This is a genomic window from Pseudomonas kielensis, assembly GCF_014236655.1.
In the GTDB taxonomy this organism is placed as follows: domain Bacteria; phylum Pseudomonadota; class Gammaproteobacteria; order Pseudomonadales; family Pseudomonadaceae; genus Aquipseudomonas; species Aquipseudomonas kielensis.
This window is the reverse complement of sequence record NZ_JACMYG010000001.1, coordinates 258,367-277,575: the sequence shown is the minus strand read 5'-3', so window position 1 is coordinate 277,575 and position 19,209 is coordinate 258,367. Positions and strand designations below refer to the sequence as shown.

Annotated in this window: 17 protein-coding genes; 1 reads left to right on the top strand and 16 read right to left on the bottom strand. The window is 63.2% G+C overall.

Going from position 1 to position 19,209, the window contains the following annotated elements:
* The 16 genes from asd to H7995_RS01110 all read right to left on the bottom strand — a co-directional run bounded on the left by asd (position 1) and on the right by H7995_RS01110 (position 18,189).
* On the bottom strand, positions 1-861 hold the full coding sequence (asd, locus tag H7995_RS01185) for an archaetidylserine decarboxylase (protein WP_166589803.1): 861 nt from the start codon (positions 859-861) through the stop codon (positions 1-3).
* Positions 862-879: 18 nt separating this feature from the next.
* Positions 880-1,695, bottom strand: a complete 816-nt coding sequence (rhdA, locus tag H7995_RS01180) for a thiosulfate sulfurtransferase (protein ID WP_166589804.1) — start codon at positions 1,693-1,695, stop codon at positions 880-882.
* Between the two features lie 102 nt (positions 1,696-1,797).
* On the bottom strand, positions 1,798-3,315 hold the full coding sequence (locus tag H7995_RS01175) for a GumC family protein (protein ID WP_166589805.1): 1,518 nt from the start codon (positions 3,313-3,315) through the stop codon (positions 1,798-1,800).
* A gap of 12 nt (positions 3,316-3,327) precedes the next feature.
* Positions 3,328-4,470 carry a glycoside hydrolase 5 family protein gene (locus H7995_RS01170; RefSeq protein ID WP_166589806.1) on the bottom strand — a complete coding sequence of 381 codons (1,143 nt, stop codon included), beginning with the start codon at positions 4,468-4,470 and terminating at the stop codon, positions 3,328-3,330.
* Positions 4,457-5,131: a polysaccharide biosynthesis/export family protein gene (locus H7995_RS01165; protein ID WP_166589807.1), complete on the bottom strand. Its 675-nt coding sequence runs from the start codon at positions 5,129-5,131 to the stop codon at positions 4,457-4,459. The genes H7995_RS01170 and H7995_RS01165 overlap by 14 nt, the downstream gene beginning before the upstream one ends.
* Before the next feature lie 148 nt (positions 5,132-5,279).
* The gene (locus tag H7995_RS01160; RefSeq protein ID WP_166589808.1) at positions 5,280-5,900 is read right to left on the bottom strand and encodes a P-loop NTPase family protein; all 621 of its coding nucleotides are present in this window, start codon (positions 5,898-5,900) and stop codon (positions 5,280-5,282) included.
* A 21-nt stretch (positions 5,901-5,921) separates the two neighbouring features.
* On the bottom strand, positions 5,922-7,043 hold the full coding sequence (locus tag H7995_RS01155; protein WP_185817837.1) for an acyltransferase family protein: 1,122 nt from the start codon (positions 7,041-7,043) through the stop codon (positions 5,922-5,924).
* On the bottom strand, positions 7,040-8,275 hold the full coding sequence (locus tag H7995_RS01150; RefSeq protein WP_166589810.1) for a glycosyltransferase family 4 protein: 1,236 nt from the start codon (positions 8,273-8,275) through the stop codon (positions 7,040-7,042). Before H7995_RS01150 ends, H7995_RS01155 begins: the two co-directional genes overlap by 4 nt.
* Positions 8,272-9,747, bottom strand: a complete 1,476-nt coding sequence (locus H7995_RS01145) for an O-antigen ligase family protein (protein WP_166589811.1) — start codon at positions 9,745-9,747, stop codon at positions 8,272-8,274. Before H7995_RS01145 ends, H7995_RS01150 begins: the two co-directional genes overlap by 4 nt.
* Positions 9,737-10,696 (bottom strand): glycosyltransferase family 2 protein, encoded by a 960-nt coding sequence (locus tag H7995_RS01140; protein ID WP_182343259.1) that lies wholly within the window; start codon positions 10,694-10,696, stop codon positions 9,737-9,739. The genes H7995_RS01145 and H7995_RS01140 overlap by 11 nt, the downstream gene beginning before the upstream one ends.
* Positions 10,696-11,532: an NAD-dependent epimerase/dehydratase family protein gene (locus tag H7995_RS01135; RefSeq protein WP_182343260.1), complete on the bottom strand. Its 837-nt coding sequence runs from the start codon at positions 11,530-11,532 to the stop codon at positions 10,696-10,698. Before H7995_RS01135 ends, H7995_RS01140 begins: the two co-directional genes overlap by 1 nt.
* Entirely contained in the window at positions 11,529-12,500 is a 972-nt protein-coding gene (locus tag H7995_RS01130; protein ID WP_185817836.1) for a glycosyltransferase family 2 protein, read from the bottom strand. Before H7995_RS01130 ends, H7995_RS01135 begins: the two co-directional genes overlap by 4 nt.
* Positions 12,490-13,953, bottom strand: a complete 1,464-nt coding sequence (locus tag H7995_RS01125; protein WP_185817835.1) for an exopolysaccharide biosynthesis polyprenyl glycosylphosphotransferase — start codon at positions 13,951-13,953, stop codon at positions 12,490-12,492. The genes H7995_RS01130 and H7995_RS01125 overlap by 11 nt, the downstream gene beginning before the upstream one ends.
* A 43-nt stretch (positions 13,954-13,996) precedes the next feature.
* Positions 13,997-15,052 carry a GDP-mannose 4,6-dehydratase gene (locus H7995_RS01120; protein WP_166589816.1) on the bottom strand — a complete coding sequence of 352 codons (1,056 nt, stop codon included), beginning with the start codon at positions 15,050-15,052 and terminating at the stop codon, positions 13,997-13,999.
* Positions 15,053-15,224: 172 nt separating this feature from the next.
* Positions 15,225-16,511 carry a lipopolysaccharide biosynthesis protein gene (locus H7995_RS01115; RefSeq protein ID WP_182343263.1) on the bottom strand — a complete coding sequence of 429 codons (1,287 nt, stop codon included), beginning with the start codon at positions 16,509-16,511 and terminating at the stop codon, positions 15,225-15,227.
* A gap of 148 nt (positions 16,512-16,659) precedes the next feature.
* A complete protein-coding gene (locus tag H7995_RS01110; protein WP_185817834.1) occupies positions 16,660-18,189 on the bottom strand; it encodes an HDOD domain-containing protein in 1,530 nt (509 codons plus the stop codon).
* A gap of 166 nt (positions 18,190-18,355) precedes the next feature.
* Here H7995_RS01110 and motA point away from each other — a divergent pair, with 166 nt between their 5' ends.
* Positions 18,356-19,207, top strand: a complete 852-nt coding sequence (gene motA / locus H7995_RS01105) for a flagellar motor stator protein MotA (protein WP_166589819.1) — start codon at positions 18,356-18,358, stop codon at positions 19,205-19,207.
* The last annotated feature ends 2 nt before the right edge of the window (positions 19,208-19,209 follow it).

Sequence of the window (19,209 nt, the reverse complement as noted above, 5' to 3'; positions counted from 1 at the left end):
TTAGGCTTTTGGTGAGCCGAGACCTTGGCCCATCACCACTGGCGAACCCGCTGCCAGTTCTTCAGCCCACTGCACTTGATCCGGGCCAAACAGCACTATCGCCGTCGAACCCAGCTTGAAACGACCCAGCTCCGCACCTTTTTCCAGGTGGATCGGTGCGCGGGCGGCTTCGTCGTAGCGGAAGGTTTTCAGTTCGCGCTTGGGTGGCGTGACCAGCCCAGCCCAGACGGTCTCGATCGAGGCAACGATCATCGCACCCACCAGGACCACGGCCATCGGGCCACGCTCGGTGTCGAAAATGCAGGCGACGCGTTCGTTACGGGCAAACAGCTCCGGTACGTTTTCGGCGGTGGTCTGGTTGACCGAGAAGATCCGTCCCGGGATGTAGACCATTTCGCGCAGGGTGCCGGCCAGCGGCATATGCACGCGGTGGTAATCCTTGGGCGACAGGTAGATGGTGGCGAAGTCGCCGCCCATGAACGGCGCGGCATTAGCGGCGTCACCGCCCAGCAGTTCCAGCACGCTGAAGCTGTGGCCCTTGGCCTGGAACACCCGGCCGTGCTCGATCGGGCCGAGCTGGCTGACCGCACCGTCGGCCGGGCTGAGGATCGCGCCCGGGGTCTGGTCCAGGGGGCGGGCACCGTCTTTCAAGGCGCGGGTGAAGAACGCGTTGAAGTGCTCGTAGGCGGTCAGGTCTTCGACCAGCGCCTGGGACATGTCGACCTGGTAACGCTTGGCGAACCAGGCGGTGAAGGCATTCTTGAACCAGCGCACGCGGCATTCGGCAATGCAGCCGGCCAGACGCGAGAGCAGGTGGTGGGGCAGCAGGTACTGGCTGAGGATAAACAAACGCTTTTTCATTAACTGTCCTTAAAAACCTTAAATCTCAACGGGCGTATCGGGATGGTTGCCCCATTCGCCCCATGAACCGGCGTAGCCTTTGACCCGCGGATAACCGAGCGCCTTGGCCACCAGGTAGGTGAAGCCAGAGCGGTGGTGGGTCTGGCAGTGGGTAATCACTTCTTTGTCAGGGGTAATGCCAAGCTGCTCGAGGATCTGCGCCATGTCGCTGCGGATGCGCAGCTGACGCGCCTGATCCATGCCCGCGGTCCACTCGAAGTTGATCGCGCCGGGAATATGCCCGCCCTTGGCCGCCAGGACTTTCTCCCCGGAATACTCCAGCGGGCCGCGTGCATCCCAGATCGCCAGGTCGGCGGCGCCGAGGCGGCTTTGCAGGTACTCGCGGGTGGCCGTGGGGCCCTCGTGCAAGGTCAGCCCGACCGGGCCGCCGACTGCCGCCGGAACCTCGCCAGACAGCGGCAAGCCTTCGGCCTGCCAGGCCAGCAACCCACCGTCGAGGTAGTGATAGCGGCGGTGACCGATGACATCCAGCAGCCAGATGAAGCGCCCGGCCCAACCGCCACCTTCGTCGTCGTACACCACGTAGACCGCATCGGGGTTATGCCCCAGCTCGCCGAACAGGGCTTCGAGTGCCGCCTGTGGCGGCATCAGGCCCGGTGCTGGCGGCTGGCCCAGTTGGGTGCGCTTGGGGTCGACGAAGCGTGCGCCGGGGATATGCCCTTGCGCATAGCGGGCGCTGCTGGTCAGGTCCACCAGGATCAGTTCGCGGGCGTCGAGGCGAGCGCGCAGGTCGCCCGGCTCGATCACCAACGGCAAGCCAGAGAAGTCAGGCATGTGAGGTCTCCAGAGCACAAAGGGAGACGATTGTAGCGCAAGCACCAACAGAGGGCTTGTGATCAATGAGGGAGGGGGGCGAGCAGGCTCGCCCCCCAGGGGTCATCCCAGGTTTGGCACCTTGGCGATCACCGGCAGGCCCAGGTAGCGGCGCACATCCGAGTCGGACTTGAGGCTGTCATCGAAGAACTCGATCACGAAGGCCAGGCCGATCCCGCCCAGCAAGCCACCGACCAGCACACCAATCAACACCATCCACAGTTTCGGGCTGACCGGTTTGGTATTGACGGTCGCCCAGCTCACCACCGAGACGTTGCCGATCTGCGAACTGGCCTGCTCGTTGAGGAAGCGGGTCTCCTCGAGTTTCTCCAGGTACAGTTTGCGGCTGTCGCGCAGCACCCCGAGTTTCTGCTCCAGTTCCTTGAACTGGGCTTCGACGTTGTTGATTTCGTTGAGCCGGGCGACATCCGCGGCCTCCTGCTCCTTGAGGGTGGCCAGGCCCTGGCGGTAACCGGCCATGGCCGCCTCGCTTTTCATCAGGTCATCGCGCACGCGGGCGTTGAGCGGGTTGATACCGCGCCGCGAGTTGGTGTCGCGCTGGCCGCGCTGTTCGGCGATCCCGCGTTCGACCACGGTGATTTGTTCACGCAATGAACTGACCTTCGGATCGCTCGGCGACAACCGTGCAATGGTGTCGGCCTCCTGGCGCTTGAGGTCAGTCAGTTGTTTGTTCATCTCGCTCAGGGCGTAGCTGTTGGAGCCTTGCTGGCCGTCGAGCTCGGTCACTTGGGGCAGGCCGCTCAACTGACTGCGCAGCACACCGATCTGCTTGTCGGTCTGCTCGACCATCAATGAAGTGGTATCGATGTTTTTGCGCGCGTCCTTGAGTTTCTCGATCTGCATGCTGCGTTGCAGGTCGACATCCATGATCTGCCGGTCATTGCGAAAGTGTTCCAGGGTGGCTTCGATGCCCTTGATCTGACCGTCGAGCTCTTCCAGTTGGGTGGAGATAAAGCCGGTCTGCTCACGCTGGTAGACCCTGACCCGTTCGGTGAGGTAGTGCTTGACCAGTTCGTTGACCCCCAAGGCGGCGGCCTGCGGCGACTTGCTTTTGAGCGTGACCTCGATGATGTTGGAGCTCTTGACCGGTTCTGCGCTCAGGTCATTCTGCAAGCGCGAGATGGCTTTGCTGCGCAGGTCGCGGTTGCCTGATTGCGGGAAGAAGAAACTCTCGAGACCGGCGTAGGCCTGGGTGGCCATCTGTAGCCAGCCCTTGGGGGTGTACCAGGGATGGTCGATGTCGATACCGGGAAACAGCACTTGCGGCGTCAGCTTGTCGACCACCTGTTCGGACAGGCCCTCGCTGGTGATGATCTCGGCTTCGGAGTGCAGTTGTTCTTCGCGCACCACCGACATCATGGGGGTGCGGAACTGGCTGCTGCTCAGCACCGGCATGTAGATGTCTTCCTGGCCCAGGCGCACCAGGAGGCGGGCGGTCGCGTCGTAGGTTGCCGGGTACACCTTGAGCCCGACAAAACCACCGATCAACACCGCCAGAAAGAAGCAGATCGCGACATAACGCCGCTTGAAGAGAATATTAAGAACGTCGCGGATACTCATGTTCATCCCCTTTTATTGGGCGTATTGGCGATACACGGCAGCGGCGGGCCGCTCGGTACCGTCCGCACGAATCAGGCCGAAGTTCCCCAGGCCATCGGGGGACTCGTAGTCCTCCAGTGAAAACCAGTAGACCCGCTCGACATCGGCCGACAGGTCGCCGCGCAAGCCCTTGCCGAAGCTTTTGCCGCTCAGGTGCTGGTTGATGTAGTCCAGGGTGGCCTTGGTCTTGGCGCTCTGCTCTGCCTCGGTCACGCCCAGGGGCGGGGCTGCCACCACATAGCCCAGCTCGGTGATCCAGATCGGCTTGCTGGACTGGCGCAGGTGCATGAACAGTTGCAGGTTGAAGAGCTTGCCCAGGTAGGTGTTGTCTTCCTTGCTGCCCACAAACCCCATCTTGGCCAGGCTGCTTTCGTCGGCGTCCATGTCCTGGGGGGCGTTGATGCCGCTGGCATCCTTGTTGAACAGGTACGGGTGCACCGCCAGGATGTCGAAGTAGTCGCCGTAGGAAGGGTCGATGTCCCAGAGCATCCACAGGTAGGTGATGTCATTGCGCGAAATACCGGCGTGTACCAGCTTGATGCTCGCCCGTTGCTCCGCCACTGCGTGACTCACGGCTTTCATCATTTTGACGAAGTCCTTGGGCTTGGGCGACGGCCCCCAGAATTGCGGGGTATTGGGCTCGTTCCAGATTTGCCAGTAGGTGATTCCCGCCTGGGTGGCGGGCCCGTAGCGTTCAATACAGGCTTTGACGAAGGCGGCAAAGTTGTCGTAGTAGTCGCTCGAAGGCGCCAACTCGAAGGTGCCGCTGGATTTGAAGGCGAGCATGGGCAGGGCCCAGTTCGGCGCGTAGTGGACGATCGGCAACAGCTCGATATCCTGCTCGGCGGCGGCCTTGACCAGGTTGTCCATCGGGGTCCAGTCGTAGACGCCTTTCTGGCCTTCCACCAGGCGCCACTCCCAGTCGATACGCACCTGCTTGACGCCCAGGGAGCGGGCCAGGGCAAAGCGTGCGACCAGCTCATCGTAGCCGCCGCCGCCCCATTTGGCGTTGATCCCGTATTTCATCTCGGCCTGCGCCACGGGCACCAGCAAACAGGCGAGCAACCCCAGCAGCAGGCTGCTCCAGAGCCTCACGCGTGGATTAGAAGGTGCCATCCGAACTGTCCCCGCTGTTGTAGTTGCGGTTGACCGAGAAGCCGAAGTTGATGCCTTTGAACAGCAGCAGGTCGGTGATGTATTGCGTCACCCACAGGTTGGCATTGGCAATCGGCGAACGCGGGACATAGATCACGTCGTAGGGGTTCAAGGCCACGGCCATGTCGTTCTTGCCCAGTTCGATGGCCTGGTCGCTCAGGTCCAGGTGGTAGCTCTTGGGCTCGCCATTTTCCTGCTTGCGGATCAGCACCACGGATTCCGGGTGCGCGGTGTAACGCAGGCCCCCGGCACGGTAGATCGCCTGCATCACCGTGATGCCACCCTCCATGGGGATGACCTGGGGCTTGGCCACTTCGCCGCCGATGTATGCGCGAAAGCCCTTGAAGGACTTGACCATCACCGACACGCTCGAATCACTGAGCTTGCCCGTGTAGGCTTTGCTGATGGCCGCGCTCAGTTCGTCGGGCGTCAACCCGGCGGCCTTGATGTCCGAGACCCGCTGCATGCTGATGAAGCCATCGGGCCGCACCGGGATCGCCTCGTCGTAGTCCTTGGCGGTGTAGAACTTGATGTCCAGGTCATCACCGGGACGGATCAGGTATTTTCCGCCGGGCACCACCCCATCCTTGCCTAGCAGCGGCAAAGTCTGCGACCCAGCCATCTGTTCGGTCTTGATCGTTGTACAACCACTCAGCAGGCCCCCCATCAGTACAGCGGTTAGCAGAAACTTCGCGCTCGCCCCACACCAGTCCATGATCGCCATGTCCGTTCTTATCCCCAGATGAAATTCATGTTTTTCTTGGCCACGGTTACAACCAGCGATACAACCACTCCGGAATAAAGTTGAGGGTACGATTGAGCACCACGCCCAGAATGTTGCCGCCGCTGTCCTCAAGGCGGTCGCAAACGTACTTGGCGGCATGGCGTCGGCTCTTGTTGGCCTGTGCGACCAGCACAATCGAATTCATGTGGCGAGCGGCAACGATCGACACGGGGGCGAAGGTCGGCGAGGGCATGTCCCAGAGCACCAGATCAAAATGCTCGCGCAGGCGCTCGGCCAGTGCCGCCGGCGATTCACCGCCGTGGCCCAGCAGCTTCAGGCAACTGTTGACCGACAGGCTGATGCGCACCACCGAATGGTTCGGCACCCGCAGGCGCTTGAGGTCGCCGGCGAGCATTTCGCTGTCGTCGACATTGGCGCTGACTTCGATCACCAGCACGCTGCCAAAGGCGGCGGCCAGGTGGCTGGCGGCCTGCTGCGCGACAAAGGTCGTGCCGACCTTGCGCGCCACACCGATGAACATCAGTTGCGTGAGTGCCTCGTCTGTGGCGTCGCGCAGGACCCTGGCCATGATTTCCTGCATCGGAAACCTCAGTCTTGCCTCGTCTACACCCGCTGAGGGCACGATGGGATGACTGATCGCATTCATGATTGATTCTTCCTTAGTCGCTTATGCAATGGCTCGGGTGATTCGTTTGCCAATCTCGATGACCGGTTTTTCCAGCAACACATGCACGGCATACCCCACCCCAATCGTAGTCAGGCCCGCCAGGATCACCACCCCGACCGCGCCGAAGGGGGTCACGCTGACCACCTTGAACAACCGACCGAAACTGGCGAGCACGAACGGGTGTGTCAGGTAGATGGCGTAGGAGGCATCGCCGATCTGCACCATCCAGTCCCGGCGCGTGGGCACATGGCCGTTGGTGCGGCTTTGCCATTCCAGGGTCAGCCCGGCCAGCATGAAGGCGCCATAGGCCAGGCCAAAGCTCAGGACCCGGACCGGTTGTTCGCGGTTGAGTTGCCCGGAATCGGCGAAGATCGACGCCAGCAGCAGCAGGACACAGCCCGCCACGAAGGGTGGCCAGAAGCCCCAGGCCCGGGCCCGCTCATAGATCTTGAAGACGCCGACCCCGATGGTGAATTGGATGATGAACAGCGAAAACAGGTGGTAGTCCCAGAAGTCGATCCCGCCGTAGACCCGCAGCGCCCACTTGGCCAGGGCCAGCACCGAGAGGGTCACCATCACCCATGGCAAGGCGTTGAGCGTGCTGAAGCGCATGACCAGGAAGACAATGGTGTAGAACACGATCTCATGTTCCAGCGTCCAGCCCACGAACAGGATCGGCAGGCCGGCTTGCGGCAGCATCAGCATCGACTTCAGCGCGCTGGCCCAGTCGTGGCTGCCCGAGCCCATGGTCATGCTCGGGCTGTACAGCCACATCAGCACCACCAGCCCGGTAAACAGCACGTACAGGGGCACGATCCGAAAGACCCGGCTCAGCACCCAGCGCTTGGGCTGGAACGTGCCGCCTGCCGAGACGTAGGTCATGATGAAACCGCTGATCACAAAGAACAGGTCGGGGGCCGAATACCCCACGCGCATGGCGTAGGTGCTGTGAAAGTCGGCCATCACCGGCAGCTTGCGGCCGATGTCTTCGACGTGCACCACCAACACCATCAGCACCGCCAAACCGCGCAGGCGCTGGACGCTGAGCAGCTCACCCTTGGCCACGGCCCAAGGGGCAATCGCCTTGCTGTAGAACCCGGCAAACTGGCGCAATACGGTCATACATTCACACTCCCGCAGATCAGTCCCAGGGGCGGATGGGCCTGTAAGTTGTGGGTGCACTGCTCATACAACGTGCGCAAGGCGCGGATGTGACCGTCGCGGCTGTGGTGGGCCTTGACCCACTCACGAGCTGTGCGGCCCAGCACCGCCAGGCGCTCGGGTTCATCCAGGGCGCGCTGCAGGCCGGCGGCCAGGCCCTTGACGCTGACGTCGGTAACCAGCAGGCCGGTCTGGCCATCGCGCACGTAGTCGGCAATGCCACCGACCGCGAATGCCAGCACCGGCGTCTCGAAGGCCATCGCTTCAATCCCCACCAAGGGACCGGGGTCGTCCCACACCGAAGGCAGGACGAACAGGTCGGCGCCACGGTAGTGCCCGGCCAGTTCCTCGGGGGCCAGCCAGTCGATGAAAGTAATGCGCGAGGTCAGTTGCAGTTTCTCCGCCAGCCCGCGTGCCGAAGCCAGGCGCGGACCGCTGCTGACGGCGACGAGGCGCCAGTCACCCTGGATCTCGGCCAGCGCCTTGACCAGCACCTCCAGGCCCTTGCCCTTGACGGCCTGGCCGGCAAACAGCAACTGCAGGGGGCGTCCTTGCAGCGCAGGCTTGCCGGTGGCCTGGGGCTGCTGGGCCTGTTGGTCGAACCGGCTGAAGTAAGGCACCACATGGATCCGCTGTTCGCTGAAACCATTGATCCGCAGCACCCGGCCCATGTGCTGGCTGCCGACCACGGCCCCGCGAAAGCGCTGGTACATCCCGCGTTCGTTGAGTTTGCCCGCCAGGTCCATCAAGCGCGGTACGCGCCCACCGGCTTTGGGCGGGCCGATCAGGCAACCATTCAAGGCGCAGGACCAGCCCAGCGGACGCTGGCAACGATCCCCCGGAAAGCGCCGACGACCGCGGCGCAGGCACATCGAGGTGTAGTCATGGAACGAGCGCATCAGCGCCAGGCCGCTGTCGGTCAGTGCCGCCAGCAGGTCGCTGTCGCTGCATAGGTGCACGTGCACCAGATCCGGCTCCCAGGCCAGGATGCGTTCCAGGGCCTGGCCGGGCGAATCGGCATCCCCCAGGCCGAGCAATTGCACCCCGGTGCAATCCAGGTGCGCCGGAACCTGTTGCCCCTGGTGCGCCACCAGGGTGCGGTCGCCCTGGGCGTTCAGTGCCCGGGCCAGGTCCAGCACATAGTTGGGCAGGCCACCGATGCCCAGTTCCTCGACCAGCAGCATGATCTTCATCCAGCATCCTCTTGAGTCTTGACGCCGGTCAGCCCCAGGGCGCGGGCGGTACTGTCGGTCAGCCCCAGGCTCAGCAGCAGCACCAGGGTGAAGTGCATGTTTTGCAACAGCAGCATGTCGACCATGGCAAACACGCAGTACGCGGTCAGGGTGCCCACCGCCGCCAGGGTGAAGGTGTCGCCAGGGTCGCCAACGCTGCGGCGCCAGCGCCGGATCAACTGCCGAAAGACCATGACAATGAAGGCCAGGTAGCTGAGCAGCCCCAGGGCGCCGGTGTCGGCGAGCAGTTCCAGGTAAGTGTTGTGGGCATGCGTCGACTGGTAGCCGAGTTCGACGTTGAGGGTCACGCCGCGGGCGTAGAATTCATCGCGGAAATTGCCCAGCCCGACCCCGATCAACGGGTTGTCGAACCACACGTCACGCACCACGCCCCAGATGGTCAGGCGGTCAATCACCGCATCCGGGCGACCCGGCACCAGGCCACTGAGGGTGCCATCCCAGCTGGGCCACAGGCCCAGGCCAATGGGCGCGATCACGGCCACCGCGATCAGCCCCAGCACCAGGAGTTTCCACAACTGCGGGCGCAGCATCAGGCAGATCGCCAACAGGCACGCCAGCCCCCCGAGCAGCCCGCCTCGGGATTGGGCGGCGATCATCCCGGCGATGCTGATGACGATCCCCAGGCCCGCCAGGACCCTGAGGCCACCGTTGCGTGAATTCAGCAGATGGGCCAGGGAAATGCTGAGCAGCATCACCAGGTACATGGCCAGGCCCTGCGCCCCGCCAAAGGAACTGCCCGCCCGACCGGAGACATCGAAGGTGTGGTGAATCGCCGGTTCATCACCGCTGGGGCCAGGCACCGGGATGCCGAGCATGCCCGTGAGGGTGTGGCCATGGGTGGCATATTCCACCAGGCCATCGATGGCAAAGAAGGCTGGCGTGCAGATCAGGGTGATCGCGGCGAAGCGCCAGAAGCCTTGATCCGGGCGGAATACCATCAACAGCACCGGCAACAGTACGAACCATTCGACGACCCGCAATGACTGCTTGATGCTGGCGCCGGGGGCGATGGAGCCCAGTTGTGCGAGGAACACCGCGATCAGGAAGGGCGTGATGGCGAGGATCAGGAACGGTACGCGCATTCGTCCCAGGTGCGGCGCCTGGGGACGTTGCAGCATGAACAGCCAGAGCAGCGCCCAGAGCACGACAATCGCATCGGCGGCGTTCAGTGGAATACCACCGACGGTTTTCTGGATCGGGATAGCCAGGCTGATCACAAAACCCAGGAACAACCATTGCGGCCGGCGGGCCAGCAGCAGGACGCCGCCGAAGGCCAGCGACAAGGCCATGCCCGCCAGGGGCATGTAGACCGTGGTGAACGCCACCACCAGCCCCAGGACCCCGGCCAGCACCACGCCCCGGCGCTGAGTCCGGTCATCGAGGGGCTCGTAGGGTGAGGGCTCAAACGCCATGGTCTGCTACCTCGATGCGCAGGGGGTTGATCGACATCACCCGGGCATTGGCCCGCAGCAACGCTCGGGCTTCCTCGCGCCGCGCCGGCTGCAGGACGGCGGCCAACAGTGTCTTGGCACTGGCGGCCAGCATCACCAGGTCGGTCAACAGTTTGAGCAGCAGCACTTCGGCCAGGCTGCGGTGCTTGCGGTACAGCCGATAGCGGCTGCGGCGCAGTTCATAGCGCATGCGCAGCGCGGTTTCACTCGGTGCCTGGCGGCGTTGGCCCGCGGGGGCGCGTCCGGAGGAGCTGCCGCCGTGGTGCAGAATCCGCGCGTCGGGCACCAGCAGCAGCTCCCAGCCGGCGTTGCGGGCCCGTACGCACCAGTCGACGTCTTCGTCGTACATGAAGAAGCCTTCGTCAAACAGCCCGACGCTTTGCAGCAGCTCGCCGCGGATCAGCATGCAGGCACCATGCAGGCGCTCAAGGCTGACGGGGGCCGACTGGCCGTCGGCCGGGAACTGCGGGCCGGTCAGCATGCGCTTGACCATCTGGGTCAGGCTGGGGAAGCGGCAGGGGAAATCCTGGTCGGCGCCATCGCTGGCATTGACCACCCGGCCACTGACCGCGCCCACCTTCGGTTGCTGCTCCAGGACTTCGATCAGCCGGTCGAGGGTGCCGGCCTCCACCTGGGCATCACTGTTGAGCAGCAGCACGTAGTCGCTGCGCAAGCCGCGCAGGATCAGGTTGTTGCCGCCGCCAAAACCCAGGTTGTCCGGCGAGGCAATCAATTGGATGTCCGGGCACTGCCGGGCGATCACCGACACGCTGTCATCACCCGAGGCGTTATCGACCACGGCAATGGCCAGCGTCGCCCGGCTGGGCGGGAATCGCTTGAGCGAGGCCACGCACTCGACCACCAACTGCGGCGTGCGGTAATTGACGATGGAAACCGTGAGCGACTTCATCACGCATACCCCTGGAGCAATCGACTCTCTTCATGCAGACGGGCGCCGAGGGCCAGGCAATGCTGCCTGAGCGCGTTGCTGGTCAGGCCCGGGATGCCATAGGTGGAACGGGCGGCGCCCATATCCAGGCGGAAGGCGTCGAATTCGCGCAGATTGGTCACCAGCAACTCACCGCGGCCAAAACCTTCGAGCAGCCACTGGGCAATGCGTCCGGTGGGTGTGCCTATGCCTGAGCCAAGGTTGAAGATGCCGGGCTGCGGGTTCTCGGCAATCCGCGCCAGCCAACTGGCCAGGATCTCCACCGGAAGGAAGTCGCGTTCGACGAAGGGGCTCATGTCCAGCACGATGCGCTGCTCGCCCAGCAGGCTGCGCAAGGCGATGGCGAAGAAATTGCGCCGGGTGTGCTCAAGCTCGTAGCCGAAGATATTGCTCATGCGCACGATGGTCAGGCGCTCGCCGAGCATCTGCGTCATCGCCCGTTCGGTGATCAATTTGCCGATCCCGTAGGTCGCCACCGGCTGAGGCTCCTGGGATTCGTGCAAGGCCTGGTCGTTGAGCGCGGGGCCGTACACCAGGCGCGAACTGGCCATGATGTAGCGCACCTGCGCCAGCGGCTCAATGCGCCGGGCCAGCGCCAGCTCGAAGTCCAGGGCGTGCTCGTAGCCGTTGCGCAGGGCGGGGTTGTACGCCAGGTTCAGCACCTGGCTGACACCGTCGAGCCAGGCACTGCCGGCGAGGGCTTCGCGGTGGCCGATAAAACGCCAGCCAGCGGTCTGCCCGCCCTGGCGCAGGGCCTGGGCGATCAGGCTGGTATCCCCGACGACGACGATGCTCATGGCTGGTTCCAGAACAGTGAATGCATGCTCATGCGCCGCCGCCAGGCCAGTGGCACCAGGTGGTAGCGCTCACCGAGCCAGTAGCCCAGGTACTTGCCGGCGGTGCGCAGCAGGATGGAAAAAACGGCCAGGGGCTGGCCACGCTTGAGTGCGGCCTGGATCTCGACCTTGACGAAGCGCAGGCCTTCGCCGGACGTCGACAGGCGCGCCTTGCTCAGTTCGCTGTCCATGGCAATCAGGGTGCCGATGTCGAAGTAGCGCTTGAATTCCTGACTGATGCTGTAGTCGTGGCTGTGCACGGCCCGGGCCGCGGGTTCGTAGACCCGGGCATACCCTTTGCCGAGCAGGCGTATGGCCGCGGCCATGTCTTCGCCCAGGGGCAGCTGTGTGGGGAAACCGCCAACGGCCTCCAGTGCGTCGCGACGATAGGCGGCAAAGGAGTTGGAGCAGAACACCGCCTTGATCCCGATACGCGCGATGTCAGCCTGGGTCGTGCGCTCATGCCGATCGGGGTAATTGAACTCGCGGGCGAAACGTTCGGTGTCGGTGGCCTCCCGGCGCGGTAACTGCTGGCCATAGACCAAGGCCACCTGTGGGTCGGTGAAGGGTTTGAGCAAGCGTTGCAGCCAATCATCGCCCTGGGGGCAGGCATCTTGAGTGAGGTACACCAGGAACTCGCTGCCCGCGCACAACTGCAGCGCCAGGTTGCGGGTCTTGCCGTGGCCGAACTCACTGCGCTGGATGGTCACCAGGCGGTGCCCGGCGGCCTCGATCATCTGCGGTGTCAGGTCGTTGGACGCGGAGTCGATGAACACCACCTCCCGAGGTGCCTGTTTCAGGGCCGCCAGGGCTGGCAGCAGGGCCTTGAGGTGTTCCTGGGCATTGAGGGTCAGCACGATGATGCTGCTGCGCAGCCCAAGATCGGCGACCTCGTTTGGGGAGGCGACGGGCATGGTCTCAAAATGCATTCTTGCCTCCCAACCCACCAAAGATGGTCTTGATCACGATCCACAGGTCCAACTCTGGCGACCAGTTCTGGATGTACTGCACGTCATAGATGAAGCGCTCGGTCAGCGACTCTTCGGTGAAGGTATTGCCCCGTGAGCCGTTGACCTGCGCCCAGCCGGTAATACCGGGGCGCACCTTGTAGCGCTCGACAAAATCCACCACCACGTTTTCGTAGGTCCGGTCGCCGGCCTTGACGCCCGGCGGGTGAGGGCGCGGGCCGATGACCGACATATCGCCCAGCAGCACGTTGATGAACTGCGGGAACTCATCGAGGCTGGTGCGCCGGATGAAGTTGCCGATCCGGGTCACGCGGGCATCCTGGCGCTGGTTCAGGCGGATTTCGCCGGGCGTGGGGTCGAAGCGCATGCTGCGAAACTTGTAGATCTGGAACAGCCGGTTGCGCAGGCCATAACGACCTTGGGTGAACAGCGCCGGGCCAGGCGACTCCAGGCGGATCAGGGCGGCCAGCACCAGGCCAATGGGCAGGAACAGCAACAGCACGACCGCCGAGAAGCTGATGTCGAACACCCGCTTGAGCAGCCGTCCCTCGATGGGCAAGGGGTTCATGCCCAGCAGCAACATGTTGCCGGGTCCGCTGTGCGGGCGGCTGAGGAAGGGATGGCCCAGCACCGGCTCCTCGGGGGCGAGGTAGACGTTGCCCATCTGCCCGCGCAGGCGGGTGGCCAGCGAGCTGACCCGGTCGCCTGCCTGGTTGGGCAGGGCGATGATCACCCCGTCGATGTCCGGTGGCAGTTGGTCCAACTGCGCGGTCCCGCCGGCGAGCAGGGGGAACGGCAGGGTGGAGGTATCAATGCGCGAGCTGCGGTCGTCGATGAAACCGATCACGACGATTTCCGGTTCCCGTGCGGTCAGGTAGCGCGCGATCGCCACGCCTTGCTCGCCCGCACCGACGATGACCAGGCGCAGTTTGCGGTCCCAGGAGCGGGTATAGCGCGACACGTACAGACCGGCCATTTGCGCAAAAAGCACCAGCATGATGAACAGCGCGAGGTAGTACTCGGGAGCCAGCATTGGCATCTGGCCGATCTTCATGAAGACCAGCACCAGCAGTGTCACCAGTGCGCCGTTGAGCACCGAGCTGACCCAGCGCAGGGCTCTGCGATCCTGGCGCGCAAAGCCTTTGTAGACCCGCACGGGCATCACCGCCGAGGCACAGACCACCACAAAGCCGACCGTCCCGGCATCGGCCCACCCGTGATCCATGACCCACCAGTAATGCACGTTGAGCAGTACGATCGCGAGCAATCCTCCCAGCACCCGGCCCAGCCGAGTCAGGAGGATTTCCAGGCCAGCCAAGGCCGGGGCATCAAAACGGCGTGCCCTTTTTTTCGCGCGACTAGCCTGCACCTGTGCGTCCGGGGCTGCGCCCGGGAGCGTTTCGCTAACTGACATGGAATATCCTCGCCTCAACTGCGCAAGTGACAACAACGCTGAGTCAGGAACTAAGGCCTTTGGCGAGCCCGTTGGAGACTTCCTGCACCGGCAGCAAGCCCGCGACTTCGACCTCGACCGCAGCGCTCGCGGGCAACTCGCCAAACAACTCCGGGTAGCGTGCGAAGTTGTCGCGGTACCAGTCCACTAACATGCCGATATCGTCGCTCAGGTTGTTTTTGGGCTTCCAACCCATGTGCATGAGTTTGTCCCAGGACACGGAGTAACGCCCGTCGTTGAACGGCCGGTCGGGGATATAGGTAATGACTTCGCGCGAGGGTTTGTCGAAGGCCTTGCTGATAAGTTCGGCCACTTGCAGGTTGGTATATTCCTCGGTCGTGCCGATGTTGTAGACCTCGCCGACTTCACCTTTTTCAGCGACGAATACCACTGCTTCGGCGAAGTCCTGCGCACTGAGGTAGTGCCGTCGATTGGTGCCATTGCCATGCAGGGTCAGTTTGCGTCCGGTCAGCATGTGGCAGATAAAGCGCGGGATGATTTTTTCCGGGAACTGGCGGATGCCATAGAGGTTGTTGGCCCGGATGATCACGATGGGTTCGTGGTAGGACTGCAGGTAACCCTGCAGGATCATCTCGGCCGCGGCCTTGGAGGATGAGTAGGGGTTGGTGGGGCGCAAGACCTCGTTTTCACTGGCCGCGCCTTCCATGACCTGGCCGTAGACCTCGTCGGTGCTGACATGGACGATCTTCCTGACCTTCTCCTGGCGGCAGGCTTCCATCAGCGCATGGGTGCCCAGCACATTGGTGCGGGTGAACTCCAGGGAGTTGCCGAACGAGTTATCCACATGGCTCTCGGCTGCGGCGTGGATTACCAAGTCCGCGTCCTTGACCACCCGGCGGCACATATCCAGGTCGGCAACATCGCCGACCAGCAACTGGACGCGGTTGGGAAACAAGTGATGGGAAATATTTCGGACATCACCGGCGTAAGTCATCTTGTCGAAGACCACAACTTTGGCGTCAGAGAAATGCCGGCAAACTTCGTCGACAATATGTGAGCCTGCAAAGCCGGCACCGCCAGTTACTACTATCTTGCGCATGACGTTAACTCCTTGGCCAAAAACCTGAGTCTGATAAAACGTCCAATCCATTCGCCGGCCCCTACTGCGCAGATCAAGGGCCCATAAGTGTTTCTTGTTACAGATAGTTCCAGCGATAACAGCGAAATTGTGGCGTTTTGATACTTAATAGCCATTAGGCAGAAGTGTCACTTTAGTCACTCGCCTGTATTTCTCCAGTGCAGCGATTAGTTTTTTTTGCCATTACCAGAAACATAGTCGCTAGCATCAAAAGGCCAGCAACATTTGCGCCACAATAGAATTGGGCCAGCAGTTCTAGCGACAGCCGGTCGTGCCAGATCAGGGCCATGACCACCAGCACGGTCAGGTTGGTGCCGTGGTAGAACAGGTTGCTCACCGGCGCCCGCAAGGCCAGGAGCCCGAGTTGTATCGGTGCGGCGGCCGCTACGGCCAACAGGCCGAAGGCCAGGTACACCAGCGCCGGGCCGCCCTTGCTGAAATCGGGGCCGTACAGCAAGCCCAGTAACGGCTCGCCCGCCAGCCATGCCAGCAGCACGAACCCCAGGGCCGGGAGCAGGAATGGCAGCGCCCGCAGCAGCATATAAGGGAGCAAATGTGCCCGGCCTGCCTCTTGATAGTGCGCAATGAAGCGTGGGCGGAAGTGATTGGTCAGGGCGATCAGCAACGGATTGATCAGGTTGGTGACCGCGATACAGGCGGCGTAGAGACCGGCCATCGCCTGGCCGCCCCCCAGCAGCGCCAGCCACGGATACAGCTGCACGCTGGCCACATGGCACAGCCCACCGGCCACCAGCCAGCCGCCGTAGGCCAGGAAGGCTCGCCATTGGGTCGCCAGTTGCCTGAGGGGTGGCCAGAAGAATGACGCCTGGGCCTGAGGCAGGCTCAGCGCAAAGGACAGGGCACACACCCCGGCGATGGCAAAGAACACGGCTTCGGCACTGAGCCATCCGGCCCAGGCCAGTACCCCGAGGGCGGCCAACTGGCCCACGGCACTGGTCAGGTCGAGGACCAGTGCTTGTCTGGAGCGGTTGATCACGTAGAAATGCCGGCGCAGAAACTCGCGCATCACCAGGCCCATCACGGCCAGGGGCAGGGCGGGCCAGAGCTCGCTGGGCAAGCCTGCGCCGAACTGGTGCAGCAGGGTCAGGACCAACGCCACCACCAGGCCGAGCGCGGCGCTGCCCCACAAGGCGCTGCTGAACAGGGCGTGTGGCTCCCCTTCGCCGCTGGCGCGCAGATAGGTGTAGGGCGTGGCGATCAGCGTGTCGCCCAAAGAGATGATCAGGAAGCAGAAGCTCAAGCCCAGGGCATAGGCGCCCAGGGCTTCTTGCGAGACGCAGCGACCCAGCACCAGGCCTGTGAGGAAGCTGGTCAGGCTCTGCGCTGCCTGGCCGCCGATCACCCAGAAAACGCCATATCCACGACGGCCCAGTCGTGCCCAAGAAAGACTTCCAGACATAATTCCTGTCCTTGGAGAGGGACTGTTGACGTATCACGCCCCCCGCCGTTGCTCGGGGGGCTGCGCAGAATGATCGCTGGTGAGTAAGGATTAGTATCACTTCGCCAGATTGGCAAATCCGCCGACGGAAAAACGGATGGGCGAGGGGTCAGCGCGCGCTATAGCTATTGAGAGCCTTTTCGATGCACTGCGCGGTTTTGCCGAAGGCCTGGACGCTGATGTCCGCAAACGCGCCGCCACCCTGGTCGGCGACGAGCAACATGACCACCTTGCCCTTGTTGACCAGAGAGCGCAGTAGCAGGTGCTCGCCGTCGAACAGCGCGCGCAGGCTCTGCGGCAGGTGGGCGCAAAACTGGGCATGGTTGGCGGGGGTCAGGCGCAATTGCGCCGGTTGCGCGAGCAAGCGCTGCAGCACGCTGCTCTGGCCAACCGCCAGTTGCAGGGTGGCGCTGTCCTTGGGCAAGCCCCAGGTCTGGTGGACACGCAGGTTGCTCTGAGTGCGGTCGGCCATCAGCAGCATGACCCGGCGCATGCCACAGGCGGCCAGGGCGTCCCGGGCGCAGGTGGTCAGGTGCAGGGCGTTGCTGAACGGGCTCGGCTCGGCCAGCAGTTGGGCGCAGTGCTTGCGCCAGCGCTGCAGGTCTTCGGCCGAGGGGGCAGTGGGAGTCTGTTCGCCGCGGCCCTGGCCTTCTCCCCAGGGCCACAGCAGCGCCTCGGCCGGGTGCCAGAGGTCGGGCTGCCCGTGGTTGCGCGCGCTTTGCACGGCCTGTTGGTGTTGTTGCTGTTGCACCTCATCCATCGGCATCTGCAGGTAAAGGCTGGTCAGGTACTGCCAGCGCAGGGTGTGCAGGCCGACCCAGGACTGTTGGGCCGACAAGGCCAGGCCGTTGGCCAGCAGCACGCTGTTGGCGGGCTGGTTGAGCCAGCGGCGCAGGGTCGGGTCGTCATCCAGGCGGTTTTGCTGGCGCAGGGGATGGTCGGCGTCGCGGGCAATGTGCAGCACTTGCACCAGTTCGCGTTGTTCGGTGAGCAGCAGGCGATAGCCCTGGGCGACCCAGAAGGGCAGGTGCCACAGCTCTACCAGCACCTGGCAGAGTTCCAGCAGGCGCACCCCGAACAGCTGTTTTTCGACTTTGCGCGCTGATTCGCCCTGGTGGATCACCCGGCGTTCCCATTCCTGGAGCAACTGCGGATGACTCAGGGCCAGCGGCCACAGAGGGGCCAGGAACAACAGGCTGCCCCAGTGGATGTCCTGCCACAGGCGCGCCAGGCGGCTGGCAAAAAAACCGTTGGCCTGTTGCGAGGCGTGCTGGCTGATCAGTTGCAGCTTGCGCAGTGCCGGCGGGATATCGCGCTCGGGCATGGCGGGCAGGCGCGCCAGGAGTTCGGCGGTGCGTTTGAGGCCCAGGCGATTGAGCGCTACTTCCAGGTTTTCACAGGGTTCGCTGAGGCTGCCGCGGGCGTGACGATTGGCTTCGCGGATCACGCTCAGGGCCAGGGCCGGGCTGCCTTGCATCAAGTCGGCGATATCGCGCAGGGAGCTGCGACTGCTGTTGATGGCTTTGCTCACGCGGTCATGGCTGGCCTGCGGGACAGGCAAGACCACCGCGTCGAGGCGCTGGACCCAGTCCTGCAGGGTAGAGGGGATTGCCGTTGGGACGTTCGTTTCATTAACCATGGTCGGACGCGATCATCGTTGACTTCAAACACGCCCGGGGCGGGGCAAATTGGCTTTTCGCCATAACTGGCTATAGTCTGGCGCAGTTTTGCCGATAAGTAGAAGAAGAGATTGTTTAACTTCCGAATATGACCTTGAACCCGACTTAAGTAAGTACCTTCTACCTATGGCTAAAATTATCGGCATCATCGTCGTATTCGCGAGCGTGCTCGGCGGATACGTGCTTTCCCATGGCAAGATTGCCGCCCTGATCCAGCCCTTCGAGGTGCTGATTATCGGCGGCGCAGCCCTGGGTGCATTCCTCCAGGCCAACCCCAGCTACATGACCATGCACGTGCTCAAGAAGTCCCTGAGCATGTTCAGCACACGCTTCACCCATGCTTTCTACCTGGAGGTGCTGGGCCTGATCTACGAGATCCTCAACAAGAGCCGCCGCGAAGGCATGATGGCGATTGAAGGGGATATCGAGGACGCCGCCGCCAGCCCGATTTTTGCCAAGTACCCGACGGTGCTCAAGGATGAGCGCATGACCGCGTTCATCTGCGACTACTTGCGCATCATGTCCTCCGGCAACATGGCGCCCCATGAGCTCGAAGGCCTGTTCGACATGGAGCTGTACAGCCTCAAGGAAGACCTGGAACACCCCTCCCATGCCGTCAACGGCATTGCCGATGCGATGCCCGGTTTTGGTATCGTCGCGGCGGTACTGGGGATCGTGGTCACCATGGCCTCGCTCGGCGAGGGCGACCAGAAGTCTATCGGCCTGCACGTCGGTGCGGCACTGGTGGGGACCTTCTTCGGTATTCTCGCCGCCTACGGTTTTTTCGGTCCGCTGGCCCATTCCCTGGCCCACGACGCCAAGGAAGAGCTGAACGTCTACGAAGCCATCAAGGCCTCGCTGGTGGCCTCGGCTTCCGGCATGCCGCCGTCGCTGGCGGTGGAATTCGGGCGCAAGGTGCTGTACCCGGCGCACCGTCCTAGCTTCGCCGAGCTGGAACAAGCAGTTCGCGGTCGCTGAGT

Excerpts from the sequence above, each read along its gene's own strand:
- asd (WP_166589803.1), bottom strand. The coding sequence starts at position 861 with ATGAAAAAGCGTTTGTTTATCCTCAGCCAGTACCTGCTGCCCCACCAC.
- rhdA (WP_166589804.1), bottom strand. The coding sequence starts at position 1,695 with ATGCCTGACTTCTCTGGCTTGCCGTTGGTGATCGAGCCGGGCGACCTG.
- H7995_RS01175 (WP_166589805.1), bottom strand. The coding sequence starts at position 3,315 with ATGAGTATCCGCGACGTTCTTAATATTCTCTTCAAGCGGCGTTATGTC.
- H7995_RS01170 (WP_166589806.1), bottom strand. The coding sequence starts at position 4,470 with ATGGCACCTTCTAATCCACGCGTGAGGCTCTGGAGCAGCCTGCTGCTG.
- H7995_RS01165 (WP_166589807.1), bottom strand. The coding sequence starts at position 5,131 with ATGGCTGGGTCGCAGACTTTGCCGCTGCTAGGCAAGGATGGGGTGGTG.
- H7995_RS01160 (WP_166589808.1), bottom strand. The coding sequence starts at position 5,900 with ATGAATGCGATCAGTCATCCCATCGTGCCCTCAGCGGGTGTAGACGAG.
- H7995_RS01155 (WP_185817837.1), bottom strand. The coding sequence starts at position 7,043 with ATGACCGTATTGCGCCAGTTTGCCGGGTTCTACAGCAAGGCGATTGCC.
- H7995_RS01150 (WP_166589810.1), bottom strand. The coding sequence starts at position 8,275 with ATGAAGATCATGCTGCTGGTCGAGGAACTGGGCATCGGTGGCCTGCCC.
- H7995_RS01145 (WP_166589811.1), bottom strand. The coding sequence starts at position 9,747 with ATGGCGTTTGAGCCCTCACCCTACGAGCCCCTCGATGACCGGACTCAG.
- H7995_RS01140 (WP_182343259.1), bottom strand. The coding sequence starts at position 10,696 with ATGAAGTCGCTCACGGTTTCCATCGTCAATTACCGCACGCCGCAGTTG.
- H7995_RS01135 (WP_182343260.1), bottom strand. The coding sequence starts at position 11,532 with ATGAGCATCGTCGTCGTCGGGGATACCAGCCTGATCGCCCAGGCCCTG.
- H7995_RS01130 (WP_185817836.1), bottom strand. The coding sequence starts at position 12,500 with ATGCATTTTGAGACCATGCCCGTCGCCTCCCCAAACGAGGTCGCCGAT.
- H7995_RS01125 (WP_185817835.1), bottom strand. The coding sequence starts at position 13,953 with ATGTCAGTTAGCGAAACGCTCCCGGGCGCAGCCCCGGACGCACAGGTG.
- H7995_RS01120 (WP_166589816.1), bottom strand. The coding sequence starts at position 15,052 with ATGCGCAAGATAGTAGTAACTGGCGGTGCCGGCTTTGCAGGCTCACAT.
- H7995_RS01115 (WP_182343263.1), bottom strand. The coding sequence starts at position 16,511 with ATGTCTGGAAGTCTTTCTTGGGCACGACTGGGCCGTCGTGGATATGGC.
- H7995_RS01110 (WP_185817834.1), bottom strand. The coding sequence starts at position 18,189 with ATGGTTAATGAAACGAACGTCCCAACGGCAATCCCCTCTACCCTGCAG.
- motA (WP_166589819.1), top strand. The coding sequence starts at position 18,356 with ATGGCTAAAATTATCGGCATCATCGTCGTATTCGCGAGCGTGCTCGGC.